The sequence below is a fragment of the Burkholderia sp. Tr-20355 genome, from assembly GCF_017104685.1.
Lineage (GTDB): Bacteria > Pseudomonadota > Gammaproteobacteria > Burkholderiales > Burkholderiaceae > Burkholderia > Burkholderia seminalis.
The window spans coordinates 1-24,031 of record NZ_JAAGPK010000129.1; the positions used below are offsets into that span (position 1 = coordinate 1).

A 24,031-nucleotide genomic window follows, 5' to 3' on the forward strand; every position below is an offset into this window, starting at 1 on the left:
TCTAGTCGTGCGTGGCGACGACGTGTACCTGCGGGCCGGTCGTGGCAGGCGGCCGCTCGATGCGTGGGAGCGCCACGCGGGTCGGGCGCGGGAGCTGGGAGGCGGCCTCGGTGCCGGAAGCGAGCTTGCCGGCGGCCGTGTCCACCCAGACGAGCGTGGGTTGATCAAGCACGGAAGGCAGGCCAGCCGAAGCGGGCGCGGCGGCCGGTTGCGCGGGACCGGCGGCCGGCGCCGGTGCGGCGGCGACCTCGAGCGGCGCAACGGCGACCGGTGCCGGTTCGACTGCCACCGGAGCGGCTTCGTTCGCTACGGCCGGCGCGGCTTGCTCGACGGGCGCCGGCTGCGGCGCCTCGACAGCGACCGGGGCCGCGGCCGGGACTGCCGGCACTTCGAACGCGTCGGTCGGCGAAACCGCGACCGGAGCCGGACCGGCTTCGGCGACGACGGCCGGTGCAACCTGCGCCGGTTCCGCGACCTGCACGGCGACGGCCGGCTCGACCGGAGCCGCTTCGACGGGTGCCGGCGCCGGGGTTTCGACAGCGGCCGGAGCAGCATGCTGCTCGACGACTGCTTCCACGACGACCGCGCTTGCCACGGCTGCGACGACTGCCGGCGCGGCCGTGTGGGCCGGTTCGACAGCGGCCGGTGCCGCCGGCGTCACGGCTTGCACGGCGCCTTCGCCATCCGCGCCTTGCTCGGCCTGGTCGACGACCGTGCCGTCTTCTTCGCGCTCACGACGACCGCCGCGGCGGCCGCGACGGCGACGACGGCGCTCTTCGCCGTCGCGCGCGACGGCTTCCGCATCGGCTGCCAGATCGGCGCCGGGCAGGGCCTCCGCAACGGCCTTGTCGTCTTCCGGTTCCGGGTGGTTTTCACCGCGGTTGACGGTCTCGAGCGTGGCCGCATGCTGGGTCGGCTTGCGGCGCTCGCCGCGCTCGCGACGCTCGCCGCGTTCCTGGCGCTCGCCGCGGCCGGTTGCCTCGACGGCGTCCGGCTGCTCGGCACGCTCGCGCGGTTCGCGGTTCTCGCGCGGTTCGCGCGGCTCACGGCTTTCACGCGGCTCGCGGCCTTCGCGCGGGCCACGGCCCTCGCGACCTTCGCGGCCCTCACGACCTTCGCGACCTTCACGCAGCTCACGGCCCTCGCGCGGCTCACGGCCTTCACGCGGTTCGCGCACTTCCTTGCCTTCGCGTTCCTGGCGTTGCGGCTGGCCACGGCCTGCCGCTGCCTGATCGCGGCCGCCTTGCGCCTGCTGCGCGCCGCCGCGGCGGTTGCGATTGCGATCGGCGCCGCGCTGCTCGGCCTTTTCGGTCCGCTCTCTGGCCGGACGGGGCGCCTGCCCCTTCCCTCGTGCCGGGTCGACCGGCGCGGGCCCCCGGTGCCGGCGCGACGCCGAACAGGCCCTTCAGCCAGCCGATGAAGCCGCCGCTTGCCGCGGCGACAGGGGCAGCCGGGGCGGGCGCGGCCACCGGTTCGACCGGGCGCTGCGGCGCCGGGCTCGGGGCCGGACGCTCGGGCGTGATGCCCTTGACCGCGGCTTCCTGCTTCGGCTTCACTTCCGCGGCGCGCTTGCTGTAGCCGGTTTCCGACTCGAGTTCGCGGGCGGCTTCCTCGGCCATCTTCCACGACGCGCGCGGATCGTCGAGGCGCGCATCGTCGTGACGCAGGCGCTCGAGCTTGTAGTGCGGCGTATCGAGGTGCTTGTTCGGGATCAGCACGATGCCGACCTTGAAGCGCGACTCGATCTTGTTGATTTCCTGACGCTTTTCGTTGAGCAGGAAGGCGGTCACCTCGACCGGCACCTGGCAGTGGATCGCCGCGGTGTTTTCCTTCATCGCTTCTTCCTGAATGATCCGCAGGACCTGCAGCGCGGACGATTCGGTATCGCGGATGTGGCCGGTGCCGTTACAGCGCGGGCAGGTCACGTGGCTGCCTTCCGACAGGGCCGGACGCAGGCGCTGGCGCGACAGCTCCATCAGGCCGAAGCGGGAGATCTTGCCCATCTGCACGCGCGCCCGGTCGTGCTTGAGCGCATCTTTCAGGCGCTGCTCGACTTCACGCTGGCTCTTCGCCGATTCCATGTCGATGAAATCGATCACGATCAGGCCGCCGAGGTCACGCAGGCGCAGCTGGCGGGCGACTTCGTCGGCCGCTTCGAGGTTCGTGCGGGTCGCCGTTTCCTCGATGTCCGCGCCCTTGGTCGCGCGCGCCGAGTTCACGTCGATCGCGACGAGCGCTTCGGTGTGGTCGATCACGATCGCGCCGCCCGACGGCAGCGGCACCGTGCGCGAGTACGCGGTTTCGATCTGGTGCTCGATCTGGAAGCGCGAGAACAGCGGCACGTCGTCGTGGTAGCGCTTCACCTTCGACACGTTGTCCGGCATCACGATATCCATGAACGCACGGGCCTGATCGTGGATCTCGGTCGTGTCGATCAGGATTTCGCCGATATCGGGCTGGAAATAGTCCCGGATCGCGCGGATCACGAGGCTCGATTCCAGATAGATCAGCATCGGCTGGCCGGCATTGCCGCTTTGCGACGCCGCTTCGATCGCGCGCCACAGCTGCAGCAGGTAGTTCAGGTCCCACTGCAGTTCCTCGGCGCTGCGGCCGATGCCCGCGGTACGGGCGATCATGCTCATGCCGTCCGGGATCTGCAGTTGCGCCATCGTTTCGCGCAGTTCCTGGCGCTCGTCGCCCTCGATCCGGCGCGATACGCCGCCGCCGCGCGGATTGTTCGGCATCAGCACGAGGTAACGGCCGGCGAGCGAGATGAAGGTGGTGAGGGCGGCGCCCTTGTTGCCACGCTCTTCCTTCTCGACCTGGACGATCAGCTCCTGGCCTTCGCGCAGGGCATCCTGGATGCGCGCGGAGCGCATGTCGATGCCTTCCTTGAAGTACTGGCGGGCGACTTCCTTGAACGGCAGGAAGCCGTGGCGGTCTTCGCCGTAGTTGACGAAGCACGCCTCGAGCGAAGGCTCGATACGGGTGATGACACCTTTGTAGATATTGCCTTTGCGCTGTTCGCGCCCGGCTGTCTCGATGTCGATGTCGATGAGCTTTTGCCCATCGACGATGGCGACGCGCAGCTCCTCCTGCTGCGTCGCATTGAACAGCATGCGTTTCATGAACGGCTCCAGGCGGCTCCGCTGCCGGCGCCTCGCGGTTGTCAGTCGCGAGGGCGGGAACGACGGCAGGCCGCACCTTGTTGTGTTGTCACGAGCACGCTGGAGCGGGAACGATGGCGGGGAGAATTGCCTGAAGAGGCGCTTGGGCCCGAAAGACGGAGCCGGCGGCCATAGGGCACCTGCGAATACGGCTTCAAAGCACGGCGTTCACACACCGCACGCTGCAAAAGCGCGCTAAGCCTGAGTCCGGGCATTGCCACGGGCGCGCACAATGCGTCGCGCGCGCCGACGGGCGGCAGATGCTGCGGCTTGGGCCGCAGCGGGGAGTATCGAATCCAGCCCGACTTTCCCGCTTGGGGTGTACTTCCCTGGTTTGACGTCGCCAAGTCCCGCACGCTTCGCGGGACCAAATCGGGCGCAACGCCGTAATTTTCGCAACCGGCAGCCTGCGGACGCACTTCGCGCCGTCGGGCTGCCGATCAAATTCTTTTCAACCAACTTTCCGTTACCGCGGCGCCTTGCCGACCGAATCCGCCTGTGGGCGCGATCCTTGCCGACGGGCGGCGCCGTGCGTGCAACTTGCTGCATCTCTTTGATTAGGGGTGAGCAGCGGACCCCCGGCGCAAGTAAAATAACGGTTTGCGCTTGCGCCTTGCCCGATTCAGCCGGGGCCGGCCGGTCAGGCCACCCACAACGTCAGGCTGGGCAAAATTATATTCAGTATGAATGAGTTAGGCAAAATATCCCAGAATTCGGTCGCAAGCGGCCAGGTATCGATGATCGAGATCGACGAAAACTCGGCCGGTCAGCGTATCGACAACTTCCTGTTGCGCGTCTGTAAAGGCGTGCCGAAAAGCCATATTTACCGGATCCTCCGCAGCGGCGAAGTGCGCGTGAACAAGGGCCGGATCGATGCGCAGTACCGCCTGGCGCTGGGCGACATCGTCCGCGTGCCGCCCGTACGGGTGGCGGCAGCCGACCTGGCGCGCGCCGACACGCCGGTCGTGCCGCCCGCGAATTTCGACGTGCTGTACGAGGACGACGCGATGCTCGTCATCGACAAGCCGGCCGGCGTCGCCGTGCACGGCGGCAGCGGCGTCGCGTTCGGCGTGATCGAGCAGATGCGCCAGGCGCGCCCGCGCGCGAAATTCCTCGAGCTCGTGCACCGGCTCGACCGCGAGACGTCCGGGATCCTGATGCTCGCGAAGAAGCGCACGGCGCTGGTCGGCCTGCACGAACAGATCCGCGAGAACCGGATGGACAAGCGTTACTTCGCGTGCGCGCACGGCGAATGGCAGCCCGACTGGGGCCGCCGCCGCGCGGTCAAGGCGCCGCTGTTCAAGTATTCGACCCCGGAAGGGGAGCGCCGCGTGCGCGTGCAGGACGACGGGCTGGCGTCCCATACGGTGTTCAACCTCGTCGACCGCTGGTCCGACTATGTGCTCGTCGAGGCGGAACTCAAAACGGGTCGGACCCATCAGATCCGCGTGCACCTCGCGCATCTCGGCCTGCCGATCGCCGGCGACGCCAAGTATGGCGATTTCGCACTGAACAAGGCGCTGGCGCGCGCGAACGCGCAACCGTCACTGAAGCGGATGTTCCTGCATGCGCACCGGCTGCGGCTTGCGCATCCGCTGACCGGCGAGGCGCTGCAGTTCGACGCGCCGCTGCCGGACGAATGCCGGCGCTTCCTCGATCAACTCAGCGCACTGCGCGATACCGCCTGAACCGCATGGCTCGACAGCAATTTGACCTGATCGTCTTCGACTGGGACGGCACGCTGATGGATTCGACTGCGCACATCGCGCACAGCATCCAGGCCGCGTGCCGCGATCTCGGCCTGCCCACGCCGTCCGACGAGGCGTCGCGCTACGTGATCGGCCTCGGCCTGCGCGACGCGCTGCAGATTACCGCTCCGACCCTCGATCCGTCCGAGTACGCGAGGCTCGCCGAGCGCTACCGCTATCACTATCTGCTCGACGACCAGCGCATCGAGCTGTTCGCCGGCGTGCGCGAACTGCTCGCCGAGCTGCGCGACACGGGCTACCTGCTCGCGGTGGCGACCGGCAAGGGGCGGGTGGGGCTGAACCGCGTGCTCGACCAGTCGAAGCTGACGAGCCTGTTCGACGCGACGCGCTGCGCGGACGAGACGTTCTCGAAACCGCACCCGGCGATGCTGCACGAATTGTCGCGGGAATTGGGGCAGGATCTGGCGCGCACCGTGATGATCGGCGATACGACGCACGACCTGCAGATGGCCGCGAGCGCCGGGGCGGCCGGTGTCGGTGTCGCGTATGGCGCGCATACGGCCGATGCGCTGGCGGCGCTCGCGCCTCGCTTCGTCGCGCCCGATGTCGGTGCGCTGGCCGAATGGCTGAGGGAGCACGCATGAGCGCGGCGCCGGACGCCGTGCGCGTGTGCGCATCGGATGCGCTGGCCGACGGCGGCGCCGGCGTGCGCGTCGACGCGACGCTGCGCGGCGAGCAGGCCGTCGTGTTCTTCGTGCGCTACGACGGCCGCGCGTACGGCTACCTGAACCGCTGCGCGCATGTGCCGATGGAGCTCGACTGGGCCGAAGGGCAGTTCTTCGAGTCGTCGGGCCTTTACCTGATGTGCGCGACGCACGGCGCGATCTATGCGCCGGATACCGGCAAGTGTGTCGGCGGCCCGTGCCGCGGCGGCCGCTTGCGCCCGGTCGAGGTCGACGAACGGGACACGCCCGACGGCCGTGCGGTATTCTGGGTGCCGGATGCCGACCTGCATCCCGCCACTTCCGCCACGACCGACTGACGACACCACTGCATGGCCGACCAACCGAATTCCCCGGAATCCTCCTCCCGTCCCGACAGCCGTGAACCGAACTGGGAGCGCGCGGCGCTCGAACGGATCGCGCTCGCGGCCGTCAAGGAGCAGCGCGCGGCGCGGCGCTGGAAAATCTTCTTCCGCTTCGCGTTCCTCGGCGTGTTCGTGCTGCTTGCGTTCGCGCTGATCGATTTCTCGAGCGATTCGAAGTTCTCGTCGAGCGGGCGGCACACGGCGCTCGTGACGATCGACGGCGAGATCGCCGCCGGCGTCAACGCGAACGCCGAGGACATCAACACGGCGCTCGACGCCGCGTTCGACGACGACGGCACGGTCGGCGTCGTGCTGCGGATCAACAGCCCGGGCGGCAGCCCCGTGCAGGCCGGGATGGTCTACGACGAGATCCGGCGGCTGCGCGCGAAGCATCCGGACAAGCCGCTGTACGTCGTCGTGACCGACATGTGCGCATCGGGCGGCTATTACATCGCGGCCGCGGCCGACAAGATCTTCGTCGACAAGGCGAGCATCGTCGGGTCGATCGGCGTGCTGATGGACGGTTTCGGCTTCACCGGGCTGATGGGCAAGCTCGGCGTCGAGCGCCGCCTGCATACGTCGGGTGAAAACAAGGGCTTCTACGATCCGTTCTCGCCGGAGACGCCGAAGATGGACGCGCACGCGCAGGCGCTGCTCGACCAGGTGCACGCGCAGTTCATCAAGGCCGTGAAGGATGGCCGCGGCAAGCGGCTGCACGAGACACCCGACCTGTTCTCGGGGCTGTTCTGGACGGGCGAGAAGAGCGTCGAGCTCGGGCTCGCCGACGGCTACGGCACCACCGACACGGTCGCGCGCGACGTGCTGAAGGCGCCGGACCTCGTCGATTACACGGTGAAGGAAAGCCTGACGAACCGCGTCGCGCGCAAGTTCGGCGCGGCCGTCGGCGGCGCCGCGATGAAGGCGCTGACGGCCGGCGGCGCGTCGGTCAGCCTGCGCTGACCGGCTGGCGGCGGGCCGCGACGGCCCGCCTTCGTGCCACCGGCTTGTGCCGGCTGACGCATCAGTTCGCGAGCAGCAGGAAGATGGCGGGACGCTTGTGCAGATTCGGCGCGGGCGCCTTTTTCCAGTCGGTCACGGTGCGGCTCGCGATCGTTTCGGTCGCGAGGGTCAGGTCGGCCGCGACGCAAATCTGCGTCGACGGCGCGCAGGTCGCGATCAGCGTGTCGAGCATCGCGTGATTCCGGTACGGCGTTTCGATGAAGATCTGCGTCTGGCGCGCCTTGCGCGACAGTTGCTCGAGTTCGCGCAGCCGTTTCGCGCGCGCGGCCGCATCGACCGGCAGGTAGCCGTTGAATGCGAAGCTCTGGCCGTTCAGGCCCGACGCCATCAAGGCGAGCAGGATCGAACTCGGCCCGACGAGCGGCACGACCTTCACGCCGCGCTCGTGCGCGCGGCGCACCAGCAGCGCGCCGGGATCGGCGACGGCCGGGCAACCGGCTTCCGACACGAGGCCGGCGTCCGCGCCGGCCAGGATCGGCGCGAGCAGCCGGTCGATGGCGCCGGCCGGCGTATTGACGTTCAGCTCGCTGATCTCGATTTCCTGGATCGGGCGGGTCGTGCCGATCTTCTTCAGAAACGCGCGCGTCGTTTTCGCGTTCTCGCCGATGTAATAGCCGAGCGTGCCGGCGCGCGCCTGGACGGCGGCGGGCAGCACGGCGGCAAGCATCGATTCGTCGCCTTCGCCGAGCGTGTTCGGGACGAGGTAAAGCGTGCCGGCGGTCATGCGCGGTCTCCACGGGTGGTTGCAAACAGCGGGTAGTCGGCGGCGCGCAGCATCCGCGTGAGCGCGATCAGCGGCAGGCCGACCAGCGCGGTCGGGTCGTCTGAGTCGATCGCGTCGAGCAGCGCGATGCCGAGCCCTTCGGATTTCGCGCTGCCGGCGACGTCATACGGGGTTTCCGCGTGCAGGTACGCGTCGAGTTCGGCTTCGGGCAGCGAGCGGAAGCGTACGTGCGTGACGACGTCCTCGACCTGCGCTTCGCCCGTGCGGCTGTCGTACAGGCACAGCGCGCTGTGGAATTCGACTGCGCGGCCCTGCATCGACACGAGCTGCGCGAGCGCGCGCTCGTGCGTGCCGGGCTTGCCGATCTGAAGGCCGTCGAAGGTCGCGACCTGGTCCGACCCGATCACGAGCACGCCATCGGGTGCGTCAATCGTCGCGGCGACGGCGCGCGCTTTCGCGCCGGCGAGGCGCAGCGCGGTGGCCGCCGGGGTTTCGCCGTCGAGCGGGGTCTCGTCGAGGTCGGGCGACACGACGTCGAACGGCACGCCGAGGCGCTCGAGGAGCGCGCGGCGGTAGCGGGAACTGGAGGCGAGAATCAGCCGCGGCGGGCGGCAAACGGTATCCGGCATGGTCGGTTGGATCGGTGAGTCTTCAGGTGTGGCGCGGCGTTGCGCGGACGCAAGCTTAAGTGATTGACCGCAAAAGGTAAAACAGGTATGCTTTCCCGCTTTTCGTCGGCAGGCTTCCGCAGTGGTGGCGCCTGCCGGGTCTTCGGAAGTAAAGTACGTCATCCGCGGATGAGCCGTACGCGAGCGGTACCAAGCCGGATCCGCAAGTCAGCCTGTAGGCGGGAGCGCACATGAACACTTCTTCTGGCAAACCTGCGGCGGCGCTCGATCCGCGCGCGGTCGACCTGTTCGAGTTCGCCCGCAGCGGGCGGCAGGCAGCCGGTGCGGTGCATCTCTCGCAACTGCCGCGCATGTTAAACGAAGTGCCGGCGGACGCGCCAGATCGCGACACGGTCTTCACATGGCAGGCGGAAGGGTTCACGCAGAAGGAACTGCAGGACGACGGCGCCGACGGTCAGCAGCCGTACCTGCGCCTCGCGGTGCATGGCCATGCGTGGCTCACGTGCCAGCGCTGCATGACGCCGTACGACCAGACGTTCGACGTCGACATGACGTACCGGATCGTCGCGACCGAAGAAGAAGCTGAAGAATTTCCGCTCGACGACGATGAAGCCGATGTGATCGTGGGCTCACGCCAGTTCGATCTCGTCGACTTGATCGAAGAGGAATTGCTGCTTTCGTTGCCGCTCGTGCCCAAGCACGAGGTTTGCCCGGCAGTTCACGAAAGCCTCGTGTCGGGTGCGAGCGGTCCCGCGGAAGAGTCGGACGAAGAGTCCGACGAAGCCGGGGACGAAGGCAAACGGCCGAATCCGTTCGCAGCGCTGGAAGCGTTGAAGAAGGGCGGTGACGGCAACAAGAAACACTAAGCAGTTGTGGCGCGGGAAGGCGTAAGGGCTTTGGGCCAGGGTAGTTAAGCGCCGGATCGGGCTGTGTTAGAATCCGGAAAATTATTTAGGAGTTAGTCATGGCAGTCCAGCAAAACAAGAAGTCGCCGTCGAAGCGCGGCATGCATCGTTCGCACGATTTCCTGACGGCAGCGCCGCTGGCAGTCGAGCCGAGCACGGGTGAAGTGCACCTGCGTCACCACGTCAGCCCGAACGGCTACTACCGCGGCAAGAAAGTCGTCAAGACGAAGAACGACTAAGCGTCAAGTCACGCGTTGCGCGCTACGTTTGCCGTTCGCGTGACAACTGGTTCGCTTGACACTTTCCTGGCGCAACAAAAAGGCGGCATTCTACTGCCGCTTTTTTGTGCCTGAAATTCGTCGCATTCCATGACCGTAAAGCTCACAATCGATTGCATGGGAGGCGACCACGGCCCGTCCGTGACCGTTCCCGCGGCAGTCAAGTTCGTCCGCGCGCATCCCGATGCGCACCTGATGCTCGTCGGCATCGAAAGCGCGATCCGCGCTCAGCTGAAGAAGCTGAAAGCCCTCGACGATCCCGCGCTGACCATCGTTCCCGCCACCGAAGTCGTGGCGATGGACGACCCTGTCGAAGTGGCGCTGCGCAAGAAGAAGGATTCTTCGATGCGTGTCGCGCTCAATCACGTCAAGGATGGCGCGGCGCAGGCCTGCATCTCCGCCGGCAATACCGGCGCGCTGATGGCCGTTTCCCGTTACGTACTCAAGACGCTGCCCGGCATCGAGCGGCCCGCGATCGCGTTCGCGCTGCCGAACCCGACCGGCTACACGATGATGCTGGACCTCGGCGCGAACGTCGACTGCGAACCGCAGCACCTGCTGCAGTTCGCGGAGATGGGGCACGCGCTCGTGGCGGCGCTCGAAGGCAAGGAGCGTCCGACGATCGGCCTGCTGAACATCGGCGAGGAGGTCATCAAGGGCAACGAGACGATCAAGCGCGCGGGCGAGCTGCTGCGCGCCAGCACGCTCAATTTCCGCGGCAACGTGGAAGGCAACGACATCTACAAGGGCACCGTCGACGTGATCGTGTGCGACGGCTTCGTCGGCAACGTCGCGCTGAAGACGTCGGAAGGACTCGCGCAGATGCTGTCCGACATCATCCGCGAGGAGTTCGGCCGTTCGCTGATGTCGAAGCTGATGGCGCTGCTCGCGCTGCCGGTGCTGATGCGTTTCAAGAAGCGCGTCGACCACCGCCAGTACAACGGCGCGGCGTTGCTGGGGCTGAAGAGCCTCGTGATCAAGAGCCACGGTTCGGCCGACGCCTACGCGTTTGAGTGGGCGATCAAACGCGGGTATGATGCCGTCAAAAACGGCGTGCTGGAGCGCCTCGCGCGCGCGATGGCGGATAATTCAGTGTCGCTCGGCGATGGCGAACACGACGCGGGTGGCGCGGGCCAGGCAAGCCCGGCCGCAGGCCAACACGCCGAACCTTCCGCTGCGCAATCCTCTAAAGCATAAATGGCCCAATCGACTCTCTATTCCCGCGTGCTCGGCACGGGCAGCTACTTGCCGCCCGACCGCGTCACGAACCAGCAGTTGACCGATCGTCTTGCGAAGGAAGGCATCGAGACGAGCGATGAATGGATCGTTGCGCGCACGGGCATCCATGCGCGCCATTTCGCCGCGCCCGACGTCACGACGAGCGATCTCGCGCTCGAGGCGTCGCGCCGTGCGATCGAGGCGGCCGGTGTCGATCCGCAGTCGATCGACCTGATCATCGTCGCGACTTCGACCCCCGATTTCGTGTTCCCGAGCACCGCGTGCCTGTTGCAGAACAAGCTCGGCATCAAGAACGGCGGCGCGGCATTCGACGTGCAGGCCGTGTGCTCGGGCTTCGCGTACGCGATGGCAACGGCCGACAGCTTCATCCGCAGCGGCCAGCACCGTACGGCGCTCGTGGTCGGCGCGGAGACGTTCTCGCGCATTCTCGACTTCAAGGACCGCACGACCTGCGTGCTGTTCGGCGACGGCGCGGGCGCGGTGATCCTGTCCGCATCGGAGGAGCCGGGCGTGCTGGGCAGCGCGCTGCATGCCGACGGCAGCTATTCGCACATCCTCTGCACGCCGGGCAACGTCAACCGCGGCGTGATCGAGGGCAGCGCGTTCCTGTACATGGACGGGCAGGCCGTGTTCAAGCTCGCGGTCAACGTGCTCGAAAAGGTCGCGATCGAGGCGCTCGCCAAGGCGAATCTCGCGCCCGAACAGATCGACTGGCTGATTCCGCACCAGGCCAACATCCGCATCATGACCAGCACCTGCCGCAAGCTCGGCCTGCCGCAGGAGCGCATGGTCGTGACGGTCGACCAGCACGGCAACACGTCGGCCGCGTCGATCCCGCTGGCGCTCGACACCGCGGTGCGCGACGGCCGCATCCAGCGTGGCCAGCACGTGCTGATCGAAGGCGTCGGCGGCGGCTTCACCTGGGGCGCGTCGGTCTTCCGCTTCTGATCCGCGGCGCGCGACCGCTGCGCGCGGATCCCACCGGCGCGCCGTTCGTGCGCGCCGTCCGAATCGATTCAATTGGGGACGATATGAAATTTGCATTCGTTTTTCCGGGGCAGGGCTCGCAGGCGATCGGCATGCTCAACGCATTCGCCGATCTGGCCGTCGTGCGCGAGACGCTTCAGGAAGCGTCCGATGCACTCAATCAGGATCTCGGCAAGCTGATCGCCGAAGGCCCGGCCGAAGAGCTGAACCTGACCACCAATACACAGCCGGTGATGCTGACCGCCGCTTACGCGTGCTACCGCGCGTGGCAGCAGGCAGGCGGCCCGGCGCCGTCGATCGTCGCCGGCCACAGCCTCGGCGAGTACACGGCGCTCGTCGCCGCGGGTGCACTGGCGTTCAAGGACGCGGTGCCGCTCGTGCGCTTCCGTGCGCAGGCGATGCAGACGGCCGTGCCGGTCGGCCAGGGCGGCATGGCCGCGATCCTGGGCCTTGACGACGACACCGTGCGCGCGGTGTGTGCCGAAGCCGCGGAAGCGGGCGTCGTCGAAGCGGTGAACTTCAATGCACCCGCGCAGGTCGTGATCGCGGGCAGCAAGGCCGCGGTCGAAAAGGCGTGCGAGATCGCGAAGGCGAAGGGCGCGAAGCGCGCGCTGCCGCTGCCGGTGTCGGCGCCGTTCCATTCGTCGCTGCTCAAGCCGGCGTCGGACCAGTTGCGCGACTACCTCGCGAACGTCGACGTGAAGGCGCCGCAGATTCCGGTCGTCAACAACATCGACGTGGCCGTGATCAGCGATCCGGCCGCGATCAAGGACGCGCTGGTGCGCCAGGCCGCGGGCCCGGTGCGCTGGGTCGAGTGCGTGCGGTACATCGCCGGCACCGGCGTCACGCACGTGATCGAATGCGGTCCGGGCAAGGTGCTCGCCGGCCTGACGAAGCGCATCGACGGCAACCTGACCGGTGCGTCGGTGTTCGATCCGGCATCGCTCGACGAAGCCCTCAAGCTGGTGACCGCCTGACGCGGCGCCTTTTTTCAAGAAACGGATATTCGATTCATGGAAAAGACTCTCGATAAACAGGTCGCGATCGTGACCGGCGCGTCGCGCGGCATCGGCCGTTCGATCGCGCTCGAACTGGCGCGCCTGGGCGCGACGGTGATCGGCACGGCGACGAGCGAATCGGGCGCCGCCTCGATCAGCGCGGCATTCGCCGAGGCGGGCGTCACGGGCCGCGGCGCGGTGCTGAACGTCAACGACGCAGCGGCCGCCGAGGCGCTGATCGATGCGACCGTGAAGGAATTCGGCGCGCTGAACGTGCTCGTCAACAACGCGGGCATCACGCAGGACCAGCTCGCGATGCGGATGAAGGACGAGGACTGGGACGCGGTGATCGATACCAACCTGAAATCGGTGTTCCGCCTGTCGCGCGCGGTGCTGCGCCCGATGATGAAGGCGCGCGGCGGCCGGATCATCAACATCACGTCGGTGGTCGGTTCGGCCGGCAACCCGGGTCAGGTCAACTACGCGGCCGCGAAGGCCGGCGTGGCGGGCATGACGCGTGCGCTCGCGCGCGAGATCGGCAGCCGCGGCATCACCGTGAACTGCGTCGCGCCGGGCTTCATCGATACCGACATGACGAAGACGCTGCCGGAAGAACAGCAGGCCGCGCTCAAGACCCAGATTCCGCTCGGCCGCCTCGGCAGCCCGGAGGACATCGCCCATGCCGTCGCGTTCCTCGCATCGCCGCAGGCCGGTTATATCACCGGCACGACGCTGCACGTGAACGGCGGCATGTACATGTCGTAACGGTTTTCGTTTACCATCCGCGCCGTATCCCGATTTTCAGGCGGATAGGCGCTTGATCGACCATCAAGCCAACGCGCGTTTTGGCGTCAGCAAACCTGATAAAATGCGCGCACTTGTAAATCTGAACTTTCCCTCGGAGGGGTAATGGACAACATCGAACAACGTGTCAAGAAGATCGTCGCTGAGCAACTGGGCGTCGCGGAAGCCGAGATCAAGAACGAAGCTTCGTTCGTGAACGACCTGGGCGCCGACTCGCTCGACACGGTCGAACTGGTGATGGCTCTGGAAGACGAGTTCGGCATGGAAATCCCGGACGAAGAAGCAGAGAAGATCACGACCGTTCAGCAAGCGATCGACTACGCTCGCGCAAACGTCAAGGCGTAAGCGCCTTTCGCGCTTGTCCGCCACGTCGCCGCGATCTTCGCGATTGACGCGCCATCCTGCCGGCTTCGCGCCGGACGGACTAACAGCCACAGGGCTCGCAGGGCTGGTTCCTGTGGCCACTGTGGCTTTTGTTTTTGTCATCCAATAATGGAAAAGAGGTTACCGTGAGCCGCCGTCGTGTTGTTGTTACAGGCCTGGGGCTGATTTCGCCTGTTGGCAATAATGTTGCCGACGGCTGGGCCAATCTCGTCGCCGGCAAGTCCGGTATCGCCACCGTCACGAAGTTCGATGCGTCGAACCTCGCCTGCCATTTCGCGGGCGAAGTGAAGGGTTTCAGCGCCGAGGAGTACATTCCGGCGAAGGAAGCCCGGAACATGGATACGTTCATCCATTACGGCATCGCCGCCGGCGTCCAGGCCATCCGGGACAGCGGGCTGGAAGTGAACGAAGCCAACGCGGAACGCATCGGCGTGCTGGTCGGTTCCGGCATCGGCGGCCTGCCGATGATCGAAGACACGCACCAGACCTACGTCGATCGCGGCGCACGCCGGATTTCGCCGTTCTTCGTGCCGGGTTCGATCATCAACATGATCTCGGGCCACCTGAGCATCATGTTCGGCCTGAAGGGCCCGAACCTCGCGGCCGTGACGGCCTGCACGACCGGCCTGCACAGCATCGGCCTCGCCGCGCGCCTGATCCAGGCCGGCGACGCCGACGTAATGGTCGCGGGCGGTGCCGAATCGACGGTGTCGCCGCTCGGCATCGGCGGTTTCGCGGCGGCGCGTGCGCTGTCGACCCGCAACGACGATCCGGCCAGCGCCTCGCGTCCGTGGGACAAGGACCGCGACGGCTTCGTGCTGGGCGAGGGTGCCGGCGTGATGGTGCTCGAGGAGTACGAGGCGGCGAAGGCGCGCGGCGCGAAGATCTATGCGGAAGTCTCGGGCTTCGGCATGACGGGCGACGCGTACCACATGACCGCGCCGAACATGGACGGCCCGCGCCGCTGCATGGTCGCGGCACTGCGCGACGCCGGCATGAACGCGGACGAGGTCCAGTACCTGAACGCGCACGGCACGTCGACGCCGCTGGGCGACAAGAACGAGTCCGACGCGGTGAAGGCGGCCTTCGGCGAGCACGCATACAAGCTCGTCGTGAACTCGACGAAGTCGATGACGGGCCACCTGCTGGGCGGCGCGGGCGGCCTCGAATCGGTGTTCACGGTGCTGGCGCTGCACAACAACGTGTCGCCGCCGACCATCAACATCTTCAACCAGGACCCCGAGTGCGATCTCGATTACTGCGCGAACACCGCGCGGGACATGAAGATCGACGTCGCCGTGAAGAACAACTTCGGCTTCGGCGGGACCAACGGCACGCTGGTGTTCAAGCGCGTCTGACGCTGAATCGCTTGACGAGTCCATTCGACATGCCGGCCGGGCGCCCGCAGCGCTTTGCGTTGCGGGCCTCGGCTGTCTCGTATCTCGTGCTGGCCGTGTTCGTCGCATCGGCTGCTGCATCGGCCTATCTGTTCTGGGCGCCGCGCGCGGGCGCCGCCGCCGGCGCATGCGTGTCGGCCGCGACGGCCGCGCTGCTGGCCGTGTGCGCGGCGCGGGCCGGTGCGCGCCGGCTGCCGGCCGAGCTGCGGATCGATGCATTCGGGGAGATTGCGGCGTTTGGCCGCACCGGGCGGCTGCTGGCCCGTGGCCGCGTGACCGGCCATGCGCACTGGAGCAGCCTGCTGCTGGTGCTGTCGGTCGGGCAGGGTGCCCGGCGGGCCCGGCCGCTGCTGATTCCGGCCGATGCGCTCGACGCGGCATCGTTCAGCGCGCTGTCCGTGCTGGCGAGAACCGCGGGCGCGGCGGGGCGGGCATGACCGCGGCACGGTTACCGACCGTAACCAGCGGCCGGCGCCGGAACGCTACAATAGCGCTCCGCGTTGCATCCCTAGTTAACGGATTTGTCAGGTGAGTGAAAAAGAAATCGATCAGGCTCTGGTCGAGCGCGTACAGAAGGGCGACAAGGCGGCGTTCGAACTCCTGGTCTCCAAATACCACCGCAAGATCATTCGGCTGATCTCGCGCCTCGTGCGGGATCCCGCCGAGGTCGAGGATGTGGCCCAGGACGCGTTCATCAAGGCGTATCGTGCGCTGCCGCAATTTCGCGGCGAATCGGCGTTCTATACGTGGTTGTACCGGATTGCCGTCAATACGGCCAAGAACTACCTTGCGACGCAAGGCCGCCGGGCACCGACCTCGACCGAGGCCGATGCAGAGGAAGCGGAAACTTTCTCCGACGCAGACCAACTAAGGGATATCAACACGCCTGAGTCGATGTTGATGAGCAAGCAGATTGCCGAGACGGTCAACGCTGCAATGGCTCTGCTGCCCGAGGAACTGCGCCAGGCAATCACGCTGCGCGAGATCGAGGGCCTGAGCTACGAAGAGATCGCGGAAATGATGGGCTGTCCGATCGGGACGGTCCGGTCGCGGATCTTCCGCGCGCGCGAAGCAATCGCTGCCAAGTTGCGTCCGCTGCTCGATACGCCCGAAGGCAAGCGCTGGTAAGCGCGATGGGCGTAACGACGCGGGTCGGGGTCTAGTTACGGATAGAGTCGTGAAGTCACGACGGGGTGTGCAAGATGGGGAGCATCATGGGGTCGGTCAATACGCAATCGCAAGCGTGCTCGCGCGGCGAGCGCCTTTCCGCGCTGGTCGACGGCGAAATGTTCGATGGCCCGGACCACGGGCAGTTTCTGGCTGAGCTCGACCGCGCGGATCGCGCTGCGTGGGCCCATTACCACCTGATCGGCGATGCGCTGCGCTCGGACGAGCTCGCGCTGTCGCCCGCCGTGAGCGTCGCGTTCACCGCGCGCATGTCGGCTGCGCTCGACAGCGAGCCGCACCTGCTCGCGCCGGCGGCGGCGCCGGTCGCACGCAAGCTGCTGTCGCTGCGCCGGCGTGTCGTGCCCGCGTTCGCGGTCGCGGCCGCGGCAGCCACGCTGACGTGGATCGTCGTCCCGCAGATGCAGACGGCCGGTGCCCCGGGCGCCGGCCAGGTCGCATCGGCCGGTGCGCAGCAAGGCGGCAACCTGCAGCGCGTGACGGTTGCGCAGGCATCGGCCCAGCCGGGCCTGCAGGACGTCAACATCATTCGCGACGCGAGCCTCGACCAATATCTTGAAGCGCACCAGCAATTCGCGCAGCAGCCCGTCGTCACGGGTTCGATGCCGCTGATCCGCGCAGCCGTGACCACCACGCCAGGCCAATAAACCCGATGCGGACATTGCAGTTGAATCACGCCATCTCCGGGTGGAAGCGGCTGCCGGCCCTCCTGCTTTGCGCAGCCGCCCTGTTGTCCGTTCAATCCCTTCCTGCCAGCGCCCAGCAACCGGACGATCCCGTCGCGACCCGCAAGGGCGCCGCGGACTGGCTCGACCGCGTCCAGCAGGCGGCGCAGCAGCAGAGTTACGAAGGCACGTTCGTCTACCAGCGCGGCGGGTATGTCCAGTCGTCGCGCATCGCGCACGTCGCGTCCCGCGACGGCGAGTTCGAGCGGATCGAGACGCTCGACGGCAAGCCGCGCAAGCTGCTGCGGCATAACGACGAGCTGTACACGTTCGTGCCCGAGCGCAAGCTGTGCGTGGTCGAGCGCCGCCAGACGCGCGACTCGTTCCCCGCGCTGCTCGGCGCGAGCGGCGAGCACGTGATGTCGGTCTACGACGCGAAGTCGCTCGGCAAGGACCGCGTGGCCGGGATCGACGCGCAGGTCGTCGAGCTCGTGCCGAAGGATGCGTACCGTTTCACGTACAAGCTGTGGGCCGACGCGCGCACCGGGCTGCTGCTGCGTTCGCAGACGCTCGATGCGAACGATCACGTGCTCGAACAGATTGCGTTCTCCCAGTTGCAAACGGGGGGCGCGAACGGCGACAAGGCCGCGATCGCGGCTGGCATGCGCAACCTGAGCGGCTGGACGGTCGTGCGCCCGCCGGTCGCGACGGTCGACATGGAAGCGCAGGGCTGGCAGCTCGCACCGAGCGTTGCCGGCTTCCAGAAGATTCGTGAAGTGCGCCGGCCGATGGCCGCGCGCGATGCAGGCGACCCGCCGATCGCGGTCGATCAGGCCGTCTTCACCGACGGTCTCGCGACGATCTCGGTGTTCATCGAGCCGGCCGAAAAGAATACGCGCAAGGAAGGCGCGGGCAGCACCGGTGCGACGCACGTTCTCGTGAAGCGCCGCGGCGACTACTGGATCACCGTGCTCGGCGAAGTGCCGCCGGCCACGTTGCAGCAGTTCGCGTCTGCCATAGAATACAAGGCTTCCAAGTAACGCTACGGCTTCCGACATGATGAAACTCACGCTGCGCAAATGGCTCGCGGCGGCGGCGTTGTCTGCCTGCCTGCCGCTCGTGCCGCATACCGCATTCGCCGTGACGGCTCCCGCTGCCAGCCTGCCCGACTTCGCCGACCTGGTCGAAAAGGTCGGGCCGGCCGTCGTGAACATCCGGACCACCGCCAACGTGCCGACGAACAGCGGCCCGCGCGGGATGCTCCCGCCGGGCTTCGACAACGGCGACATGTCGGAATTCTTCCGGCGCTTCTTCGGCATTCCGCTGCCGCAGGCGCCCGGCAACGGCGGCGGCAACGGCAGCAACCCGAAGAGCGCGCCGGCGCCGGACAATCCGCCCGACACCGAGCAGAACCGTGGCGTGGGCTCGGGCTTCATCGTGTCGGCCGACGGTTACGTGATGACCAATGCGCACGTCGTCGACGATGCGGACACCATCTACGTGACGCTGACCGACAAGCGCGAATTCAAGGCGAAGCTGATCGGCGTGGACGACCGCACGGACGTCGCGGTCGTGAAGATCCAGGCGTCGAACCTGCCGGTCGTCGCGATCGGCGATTCGAACAAGGTGCGCGTCGGCGAGTGGGTCGTCGCGATCGGTTCGCCGTTCGGCCTCGACAACACGGTGACGGCCGGCATCGTCAGCTCGAAGAGCCGCAACACGGGCGACTATCTGCCGTTCATCCAGACCGACGTCGCCGTGAACCCCGGCAACTCGGGCGGCCCGCTGATCAACATGCAGGGCGAGGTGATCGGCATCAATTCGCAGATCTACAGCCGTACTGGCGGCTTCATGGGCATCTCGTTCGCGATTCCGATCGACGAGGCGATGCGCGTGGCCGACCAGCTGAAGGCGACCGGCAAGGTCACGCGCGGCCGGATCGCGGTGGCGATCGGCGAGGTGACGAAGGACGTGGCCGATTCGATCGGGCTGCCGAAGGCCGAAGGCGCGCTCGTCAGCAGCGTCGAGCCGGGCGGCCCGGCCGACAAGGCGGGCATCCAGCCGGGCGACATTATCCTGAAGTTCAACGGCCGTTCGGTCGACACGGCGTCGGACCTGCCGCGCATGGTCGGCGACACCAAGCCCGGCACGAAGGCGACGGTCAGCGTGTGGCGCAAGGGTCAGGCACGCGATCTGCCGATCACGATCGCGGAGACGCCGGCCGAGTCGACGGCGAAGGCCGAACAGCGCAAGAACGCGCCGCAGAAGCCGCGCCAGACCAATTCGCTCGGTCTGACGGTGAGCGACCTGACGGCCGACCAGATGAAGGCGCTGAAGCTGAAGAACGGCGTGCAGATCGACGGCGTCGACGGCCCGGCTGCCCGTGCGGGCCTGCAGCGCGGCGACATCGTGCTGCGCGTCGGCGACACCGACATCACGAACGCGAAGCAGTTCGCCGACGTGACGGCGCAGCTCGATCCGCAGAAGGCGGTCGCGGTGCTCGTGCGGCGTGGCGACAACACGCAGTTCGTGCCCGTGCGGCCGCGCCAGAAGTAACGCGCCGATGTTCACGCTCTACGGCCGCGGCTGGTGCCACCTGTGCGACGACATGCGCGACGCACTGGCGCCGGTGGCGGCCGAATTCGGCGTCGCGGTCGACTACGTCGACATCGACGCCGATGCGGCGCTGGTTGCCCGTTACGACGAGGACGTGCCCGTGTTGCTGCTGGACGGCGCGGAAGTGTGCCGCCACCGGTTCGACGGCACACGGGTGCGCGACGCGCTGGCGGCCCGGCGCTGAGTTCCGGCCGCGTCCGGCGGGTGCCCGCGGCGGGCCGCGCTGCGGGCGGGCGTCCGAAATACCGCCCGTCGAAAGCCTTTTCAGCTAAAATAAGCTGTTTTTTCACCGACTTACACAAGGCGTGCTCCGCAGTCGTCGAGCGCGCCTTTTTCGCTTGATCGGCACTGAATGGATCATATTCGCAATTTCTCGATCATCGCGCACATCGACCATGGCAAGTCGACGCTCGCGGATCGCATCATCCAGGTATGCGGCGGTCTCGCCGACCGTGAAATGGAAGCGCAGGTGCTCGACTCGATGGATATCGAGCGCGAGCGCGGCATCACGATCAAGGCGCAGACGGCGGCATTGTCCTATCGCGCGCGCGACGGCAAGGTCTACAACCTGAACCTGATCGACACGCCGGGGCACGTCGACTTCTCGTACGAAGTCAGCCGTTCGCTGTCCGCCTGCGAAGGCGCGCTGCTGGTCGTCGATGCCAGCCAGGGCGTCGAGGCGCAGACGGTCGCGAACTGCTACACGGCGATCGAGCTCGGCGTCGAGGTCGTGCCGGTGCTGAACAAGATCGACCTGCCGGCCGCGAACCCCGAGAACGCGATCGAGGAGATCGAGGACGTGATCGGCATCGACGCGACCGACGCGACGCGCTGCAGCGCGAAGACGGGGCTCGGCGTCGAAGACGTGCTCGAGTCGCTGATCGCGAAGGTGCCGCCGCCGAAGGGCGATCCGGCCGCGCCGCTGCAGGCGCTCATCATCGATTCGTGGTTCGACAACTACGTCGGCGTCGTGATGCTCGTGCGTATCGTCAACGGCACGCTGCGCCCGAAGGAAAAGATCAAGATGATGGCGACCGGCGCGCAGTATCCGGTCGAGCACGTCGGCGTGTTCACGCCGAAGTCGCGCAATCTCGACTCGCTGTCGGCAGGGCAGGTGGGCTTCATCATCGCCGGCATCAAGGAGCTGACGGCCGCGAAGGTCGGCGATACCGTCACGCACGCGGCCAAGGCCGCTGCCGAGCCGCTGCCGGGCTTCAAGGAAGTGAAGCCGCAGGTGTTCGCGGGGCTGTATCCGGTCGAGGCGAACCAGTACGACGCGCTGCGCGAGTCGCTCGAGAAGCTGAAGCTGAACGATGCGTCGCTGCAGTACGAGCCGGAAGTGTCGCAGGCACTCGGATTCGGTTTCCGCTGCGGCTTCCTCGGGCTGCTGCACATGGAAATCGTGCAGGAGCGGCTCGAGCGCGAGTTCGACATGGATCTCATCACGACCGCGCCGACGGTCGTCTACGAGGTCGTGCAGAGCGACGGCTCGACGATCATGGTCGAGAACCCGGCGAAGATGCCGGAGCCCGGCCGCATCGCCGAAGTCCGCGAGCCGATCGTCACCGTGAACCTGTACATGCCGCAGGACTACGTCGGCTCCGTGATCACGCTGTGCGAGCAGAAGCGCGGCTCGCAGATCAACATGCAGTATCACGGCCGCCAGGTGCAGCTCACGTACGAGATCCCGATGGCCGAGATCGTGCTCGACTTCTTCGATCGCCTGAAGTCGGTGTCGCGCGGCTATGCGTCGATGGACTACGAGTTCAAGGAATACCGTTCGTCGGACGTCGTGAAGGTCGACATGCTGATCAACGGCGACAAGGTCGATGCGCTGTCGATCATCGTGCACCGGTCGCAGTCGCAATACCGCGGCCGCGAGGTGGCCGCGAAGATGCGCGAGATCATCCCGCGCCAGATGTACGACGTGGCGATCCAGGCCGCGATCGGCGCGCACATCGTCGCCCGCGAGAACATCAAGGCGCTGCGCAAGAACGTGCTCGCGAAGTGCTATGGCGGCGACATCACGCGGAAGAAGAAACTGCTCGAGAAGCAGAAAGAAGGCAAGAAACGGATGAAGCAGGTGGGTTCGGTCGAGATCCCGCAGGAAGCGTTCCTTGCGATCTTGCGCGTCGAAGACAAATAACAGGACTGATCCTTTTATGAATTTTGCGCTGATTCTTTTTGTGCTCGTCATCGTGACGGGCGTAGCGTGGGTGCTGGACAAACTGGTGTTCCTGCCGCGGCGACGCAAGGCGGCCGACTCGGCGATCGAGGAGTTCGATCGCCAGCAGTCGCGCATCGACAAGCGCTTCGCGGATGAAAACGCGGTGCAAACGCGTTCGAAGCTACGCGACGAGAAGCTGCGCCAGCCGTGGTGGCTCGAGTACACCGCGAGCTTCTTTCCGGTGATCCTGGCGGTGTTCGTCGTGCGCTCGTTCGTCGTCGAGCCGTTCAAGATCCCGTCGGGCTCGATGGTGCCGACGCTGCTCGTCGGCGATTTCATCCTCGTCAACAAGTTCGAATACGGGCTGCGCCTGCCGGTCACGAACACGAAGATCACGCAGGGCAGCCCGCTGTCGCGCGGCGATGTCGTCGTGTTCCGTTATCCGAAGGACGAGTCGGTCGACTACATCAAGCGCGTGATCGGCCTGCCGGGCGACACGGTCGCCTACCAGGACAAGCAGCTGACGATCAACGGCCAGCCGGTGCCCGAAACGCCGCTGCCGGATTTCTTCGACGACGAGCGCCAGAATTACGCGAAGCAGTTCGAGGAAACGATCGGCAACAAGAAGAACGCGATCCTCAACAACCCGGCCGTGCCGCCGTTCGTGATGGGCGCCTACGACTATCCGTATCGCGACAACTGCACGTACAACAGCCGCGGCGTGATCTGCAAGGTGCCGCCCGGTCACTACTTCATGATGGGCGACAACCGCGACAACAGTGCAGACAGCCGCTACTGGGGTTTCGTGCCGGACCAGAACATCGTCGGCCGCGCGTTCTTCATCTGGATGAACTTCAGCGACCTGAAGCGCATCGGCTCCTTCAACTGATCGCAGTCGACTCGCACGCAATACGCGACGCACGGGCCGCGTCGCGTATTGCCGAACTACTTTAAGAACCGGCGGTAACACCGCCTCGTCACGCCTTTTCGTCTCCGGCCGTGCCGTTTCGGCCCGACCGGCGCCCGCGTTATACTCCTGCACATGCCCCTATCCCAGTTGGAAAGCCGGCTGCGCTACGAATTTCGCAATGCGGAATTGTTGCGCCAGGCTTTGACCCATCGCAGTCACAGTGCCACGCACAACGAACGGCTCGAGTTTCTCGGCGACTCCGTTCTGAATTGCGCGGTAGCCGCCCTTTTGTTCCAGCGTTTCAGCAAGCTGGACGAAGGCGACCTGTCGCGCGTACGCGCCAACCTCGTCAAGCAGCAGTCGCTGTACGAAATTGCTCAGGCCCTGAATATCTCGGACGGCCTGCGGCTGGGCGAGGGCGAACTGCGCAGCGGCGGGTTCCGTCGCCCGTCGATCCTCGCGGACGCGTTCGAAGCCATCATCGGGGCCGTGTTCCTCGATGGCGGCTTCGAAGCCGCCCAAGGGGTCATCAAGCGCCTCTACATCCCGATTCTCGACCACATCGATCCGCGCACGCTCGGCAAGGACGCGAAGACGCTGCTGCAGGAGTACCTGCAGGGGCACAAGATCGCACTGCCGACCTATACGGTCGTCGCGACGCATGGTGCGGCGCACAATCAGCAGTTCGAGGTCGAATGCACGGTGCCGAAGCTGGACGTGAAGGTATCGGGCTCCGGCGCGAGCCGGCGCGCGGCCGAGCAGGCCGCCGCGAAGAAGGCGCTCGACGAAGTGATGGCGGCCGCGCCGATGCTGGCCACGAAGCCGAAGCGCTCGAAAAACGCGCGCGGCTCGAAGCATGTGGAACCCGAAATCGTGCCGGGCGTGAAGGGCGTGCAGGAAGCGCTCGACCTGCGCTCGCCGGAGCGGAAGGAGCGGGCGGCTGCCCGTGAGGCCAGGGCGGCCGCCGGTGCGGTGCCCGCGGCGGCGGCGACCGGCGCCGAGCCGGCCGTCGCGCCGATGGCCGCGATTCGCGCGGCGCATGTCGACACGGCTGCCGACACGGGGCAGCGGGCGGCGAACCCGGCGGCCGACACGGTGGCCGCTCAACCCGGCGCCCGCCCCGACAAGGCGGTGTGCAACGCCGCGGACGCCGCCCCTCC

General features: G+C 66.8%; 23 protein-coding genes and 1 pseudogene. 21 read left to right on the plus strand and 3 right to left on the minus strand.

All coding sequences use genetic code 11. The annotated features are described in order from the left end of the window. Window position 1 precedes the first annotated feature (1 nt). A pseudogene (locus tag G3N62_RS25675) lies at window positions 2-3,128 on the minus strand (Rne/Rng family ribonuclease). A gap of 722 nt (window positions 3,129-3,850) precedes the next feature. On the opposite strand from G3N62_RS25675, the gene G3N62_RS25680 reads away from it, so the two are divergent. The 4 genes from G3N62_RS25680 to G3N62_RS25695 are packed head-to-tail and all read left to right on the plus strand — an operon-like array spanning window position 3,851 to window position 6,923. Continuing rightward, window positions 3,851-4,855 carry an RluA family pseudouridine synthase gene (locus G3N62_RS25680; protein WP_034186489.1) on the plus strand — a complete coding sequence of 335 codons (1,005 nt, stop codon included), beginning with the start codon at window positions 3,851-3,853 and terminating at the stop codon, window positions 4,853-4,855. Window positions 4,856-4,860: 5 nt separating this feature from the next. Next, the gene (locus G3N62_RS25685) at window positions 4,861-5,520 is read left to right on the plus strand and encodes an HAD-IA family hydrolase (RefSeq protein WP_049030461.1); all 660 of its coding nucleotides are present in this window, start codon (window positions 4,861-4,863) and stop codon (window positions 5,518-5,520) included. Next, on the plus strand, window positions 5,517-5,918 hold the full coding sequence (locus G3N62_RS25690) for a Rieske 2Fe-2S domain-containing protein (RefSeq protein ID WP_049030459.1): 402 nt from the start codon (window positions 5,517-5,519) through the stop codon (window positions 5,916-5,918). The genes G3N62_RS25685 and G3N62_RS25690 overlap by 4 nt, the downstream gene beginning before the upstream one ends. Window positions 5,919-5,930: 12 nt before the next feature. Then, on the plus strand, window positions 5,931-6,923 hold the full coding sequence (locus tag G3N62_RS25695; RefSeq protein ID WP_049030457.1) for a S49 family peptidase: 993 nt from the start codon (window positions 5,931-5,933) through the stop codon (window positions 6,921-6,923). A 61-nt stretch (window positions 6,924-6,984) separates the two neighbouring features. Here G3N62_RS25695 and G3N62_RS25700 read toward each other — a convergent pair whose 3' ends face one another. Both G3N62_RS25700 and G3N62_RS25705 read right to left on the minus strand, forming a co-directional pair. Further along, complete coding sequence (locus G3N62_RS25700; RefSeq protein WP_034186493.1) at window positions 6,985-7,707, minus strand: SAM-dependent methyltransferase; 723 nt, start codon at window positions 7,705-7,707, stop codon at window positions 6,985-6,987. Next, entirely contained in the window at window positions 7,704-8,336 is a 633-nt protein-coding gene (locus tag G3N62_RS25705; protein WP_124670462.1) for a Maf-like protein, read from the minus strand. Before G3N62_RS25705 ends, G3N62_RS25700 begins: the two co-directional genes overlap by 4 nt. Before the next feature lie 230 nt (window positions 8,337-8,566). Here G3N62_RS25705 and G3N62_RS25710 point away from each other — a divergent pair, with 230 nt between their 5' ends. The 17 genes from G3N62_RS25710 to rnc all read left to right on the plus strand — a co-directional run. After that, window positions 8,567-9,202, plus strand: coding sequence for a DUF177 domain-containing protein (locus tag G3N62_RS25710; protein ID WP_034186495.1), 636 nt, complete (start codon window positions 8,567-8,569; stop codon window positions 9,200-9,202). Window positions 9,203-9,300: 98 nt separating this feature from the next. After that, window positions 9,301-9,480, plus strand: a complete 180-nt coding sequence (gene rpmF, locus G3N62_RS25715; protein ID WP_006051932.1) for a 50S ribosomal protein L32 — start codon at window positions 9,301-9,303, stop codon at window positions 9,478-9,480. 129 nt (window positions 9,481-9,609) lie between these two features. Beyond that, the gene (gene plsX / locus G3N62_RS25720; protein ID WP_034186496.1) at window positions 9,610-10,716 is read left to right on the plus strand and encodes a phosphate acyltransferase PlsX; all 1,107 of its coding nucleotides are present in this window, start codon (window positions 9,610-9,612) and stop codon (window positions 10,714-10,716) included. Further along, the gene (locus G3N62_RS25725) at window positions 10,717-11,706 is read left to right on the plus strand and encodes a beta-ketoacyl-ACP synthase III (RefSeq protein ID WP_034186497.1); all 990 of its coding nucleotides are present in this window, start codon (window positions 10,717-10,719) and stop codon (window positions 11,704-11,706) included. A gap of 83 nt (window positions 11,707-11,789) precedes the next feature. Next, complete coding sequence (gene fabD / locus G3N62_RS25730) at window positions 11,790-12,722, plus strand: ACP S-malonyltransferase (protein WP_124670461.1); 933 nt, start codon at window positions 11,790-11,792, stop codon at window positions 12,720-12,722. Window positions 12,723-12,758: 36 nt separating this feature from the next. Further along, window positions 12,759-13,508, plus strand: coding sequence for a 3-oxoacyl-ACP reductase FabG (gene fabG / locus G3N62_RS25735; protein WP_124670460.1), 750 nt, complete (start codon window positions 12,759-12,761; stop codon window positions 13,506-13,508). Window positions 13,509-13,652: 144 nt separating this feature from the next. Then, window positions 13,653-13,892 carry an acyl carrier protein gene (gene acpP / locus G3N62_RS25740; protein ID WP_004197638.1) on the plus strand — a complete coding sequence of 80 codons (240 nt, stop codon included), beginning with the start codon at window positions 13,653-13,655 and terminating at the stop codon, window positions 13,890-13,892. A 164-nt stretch (window positions 13,893-14,056) separates the two neighbouring features. Then, window positions 14,057-15,289, plus strand: coding sequence for a beta-ketoacyl-ACP synthase II (fabF, locus tag G3N62_RS25745; protein WP_034186500.1), 1,233 nt, complete (start codon window positions 14,057-14,059; stop codon window positions 15,287-15,289). A gap of 11 nt (window positions 15,290-15,300) precedes the next feature. Next, window positions 15,301-15,765, plus strand: a complete 465-nt coding sequence (locus G3N62_RS25750; protein WP_069245555.1) for a hypothetical protein — start codon at window positions 15,301-15,303, stop codon at window positions 15,763-15,765. A 91-nt stretch (window positions 15,766-15,856) separates the two neighbouring features. Further along, the gene (rpoE, locus tag G3N62_RS25755; protein WP_006490873.1) at window positions 15,857-16,456 is read left to right on the plus strand and encodes an RNA polymerase sigma factor RpoE; all 600 of its coding nucleotides are present in this window, start codon (window positions 15,857-15,859) and stop codon (window positions 16,454-16,456) included. A gap of 86 nt (window positions 16,457-16,542) precedes the next feature. Next, on the plus strand, window positions 16,543-17,160 hold the full coding sequence (locus G3N62_RS25760) for a sigma-E factor negative regulatory protein (protein ID WP_124670459.1): 618 nt from the start codon (window positions 16,543-16,545) through the stop codon (window positions 17,158-17,160). A gap of 5 nt (window positions 17,161-17,165) precedes the next feature. Continuing rightward, on the plus strand, window positions 17,166-18,218 hold the full coding sequence (locus tag G3N62_RS25765; RefSeq protein WP_034186503.1) for a MucB/RseB C-terminal domain-containing protein: 1,053 nt from the start codon (window positions 17,166-17,168) through the stop codon (window positions 18,216-18,218). Window positions 18,219-18,234: 16 nt separating this feature from the next. Continuing rightward, window positions 18,235-19,734, plus strand: coding sequence for a DegQ family serine endoprotease (locus G3N62_RS25770; RefSeq protein ID WP_034186504.1), 1,500 nt, complete (start codon window positions 18,235-18,237; stop codon window positions 19,732-19,734). A gap of 7 nt (window positions 19,735-19,741) precedes the next feature. Then, the gene (locus G3N62_RS25775) at window positions 19,742-19,978 is read left to right on the plus strand and encodes a glutaredoxin family protein (protein WP_124670458.1); all 237 of its coding nucleotides are present in this window, start codon (window positions 19,742-19,744) and stop codon (window positions 19,976-19,978) included. A 168-nt stretch (window positions 19,979-20,146) separates the two neighbouring features. Continuing rightward, the gene (lepA, locus tag G3N62_RS25780) at window positions 20,147-21,940 is read left to right on the plus strand and encodes a translation elongation factor 4 (RefSeq protein ID WP_034186506.1); all 1,794 of its coding nucleotides are present in this window, start codon (window positions 20,147-20,149) and stop codon (window positions 21,938-21,940) included. A gap of 16 nt (window positions 21,941-21,956) precedes the next feature. Further along, window positions 21,957-22,850: a signal peptidase I gene (gene lepB / locus G3N62_RS25785; protein ID WP_034186507.1), complete on the plus strand. Its 894-nt coding sequence runs from the start codon at window positions 21,957-21,959 to the stop codon at window positions 22,848-22,850. Between the two features lie 153 nt (window positions 22,851-23,003). Then, window positions 23,004-24,031 (plus strand): ribonuclease III (gene rnc, locus G3N62_RS25790; protein WP_206141337.1); only part of this gene is annotated, 1,028 nt, incomplete at its 3' end.

Excerpts from the sequence above, each read along its gene's own strand:
- G3N62_RS25700 (WP_034186493.1), bottom strand. The coding sequence starts at position 7,707 with ATGACCGCCGGCACGCTTTACCTCGTCCCGAACACGCTCGGCGAAGGC.
- G3N62_RS25725 (WP_034186497.1), top strand. The coding sequence starts at position 10,717 with ATGGCCCAATCGACTCTCTATTCCCGCGTGCTCGGCACGGGCAGCTAC.
- fabG (WP_124670460.1), top strand. The coding sequence starts at position 12,759 with ATGGAAAAGACTCTCGATAAACAGGTCGCGATCGTGACCGGCGCGTCG.
- G3N62_RS25775 (WP_124670458.1), top strand. The coding sequence starts at position 19,742 with ATGTTCACGCTCTACGGCCGCGGCTGGTGCCACCTGTGCGACGACATG.
- G3N62_RS25765 (WP_034186503.1), top strand. The coding sequence starts at position 17,166 with ATGCGGACATTGCAGTTGAATCACGCCATCTCCGGGTGGAAGCGGCTG.
- G3N62_RS25680 (WP_034186489.1), top strand. The coding sequence starts at position 3,851 with ATGAATGAGTTAGGCAAAATATCCCAGAATTCGGTCGCAAGCGGCCAG.
- G3N62_RS25710 (WP_034186495.1), top strand. The coding sequence starts at position 8,567 with ATGAACACTTCTTCTGGCAAACCTGCGGCGGCGCTCGATCCGCGCGCG.
- G3N62_RS25690 (WP_049030459.1), top strand. The coding sequence starts at position 5,517 with ATGAGCGCGGCGCCGGACGCCGTGCGCGTGTGCGCATCGGATGCGCTG.
- plsX (WP_034186496.1), top strand. The coding sequence starts at position 9,610 with ATGACCGTAAAGCTCACAATCGATTGCATGGGAGGCGACCACGGCCCG.
- G3N62_RS25705 (WP_124670462.1), bottom strand. The coding sequence starts at position 8,336 with ATGCCGGATACCGTTTGCCGCCCGCCGCGGCTGATTCTCGCCTCCAGT.
- G3N62_RS25770 (WP_034186504.1), top strand. The coding sequence starts at position 18,235 with ATGATGAAACTCACGCTGCGCAAATGGCTCGCGGCGGCGGCGTTGTCT.
- acpP (WP_004197638.1), top strand. The coding sequence starts at position 13,653 with ATGGACAACATCGAACAACGTGTCAAGAAGATCGTCGCTGAGCAACTG.
- lepA (WP_034186506.1), top strand. The coding sequence starts at position 20,147 with ATGGATCATATTCGCAATTTCTCGATCATCGCGCACATCGACCATGGC.
- lepB (WP_034186507.1), top strand. The coding sequence starts at position 21,957 with ATGAATTTTGCGCTGATTCTTTTTGTGCTCGTCATCGTGACGGGCGTA.
- fabD (WP_124670461.1), top strand. The coding sequence starts at position 11,790 with ATGAAATTTGCATTCGTTTTTCCGGGGCAGGGCTCGCAGGCGATCGGC.
- G3N62_RS25695 (WP_049030457.1), top strand. The coding sequence starts at position 5,931 with ATGGCCGACCAACCGAATTCCCCGGAATCCTCCTCCCGTCCCGACAGC.
- G3N62_RS25685 (WP_049030461.1), top strand. The coding sequence starts at position 4,861 with ATGGCTCGACAGCAATTTGACCTGATCGTCTTCGACTGGGACGGCACG.
- rpmF (WP_006051932.1), top strand. The coding sequence starts at position 9,301 with ATGGCAGTCCAGCAAAACAAGAAGTCGCCGTCGAAGCGCGGCATGCAT.
- G3N62_RS25760 (WP_124670459.1), top strand. The coding sequence starts at position 16,543 with ATGGGGTCGGTCAATACGCAATCGCAAGCGTGCTCGCGCGGCGAGCGC.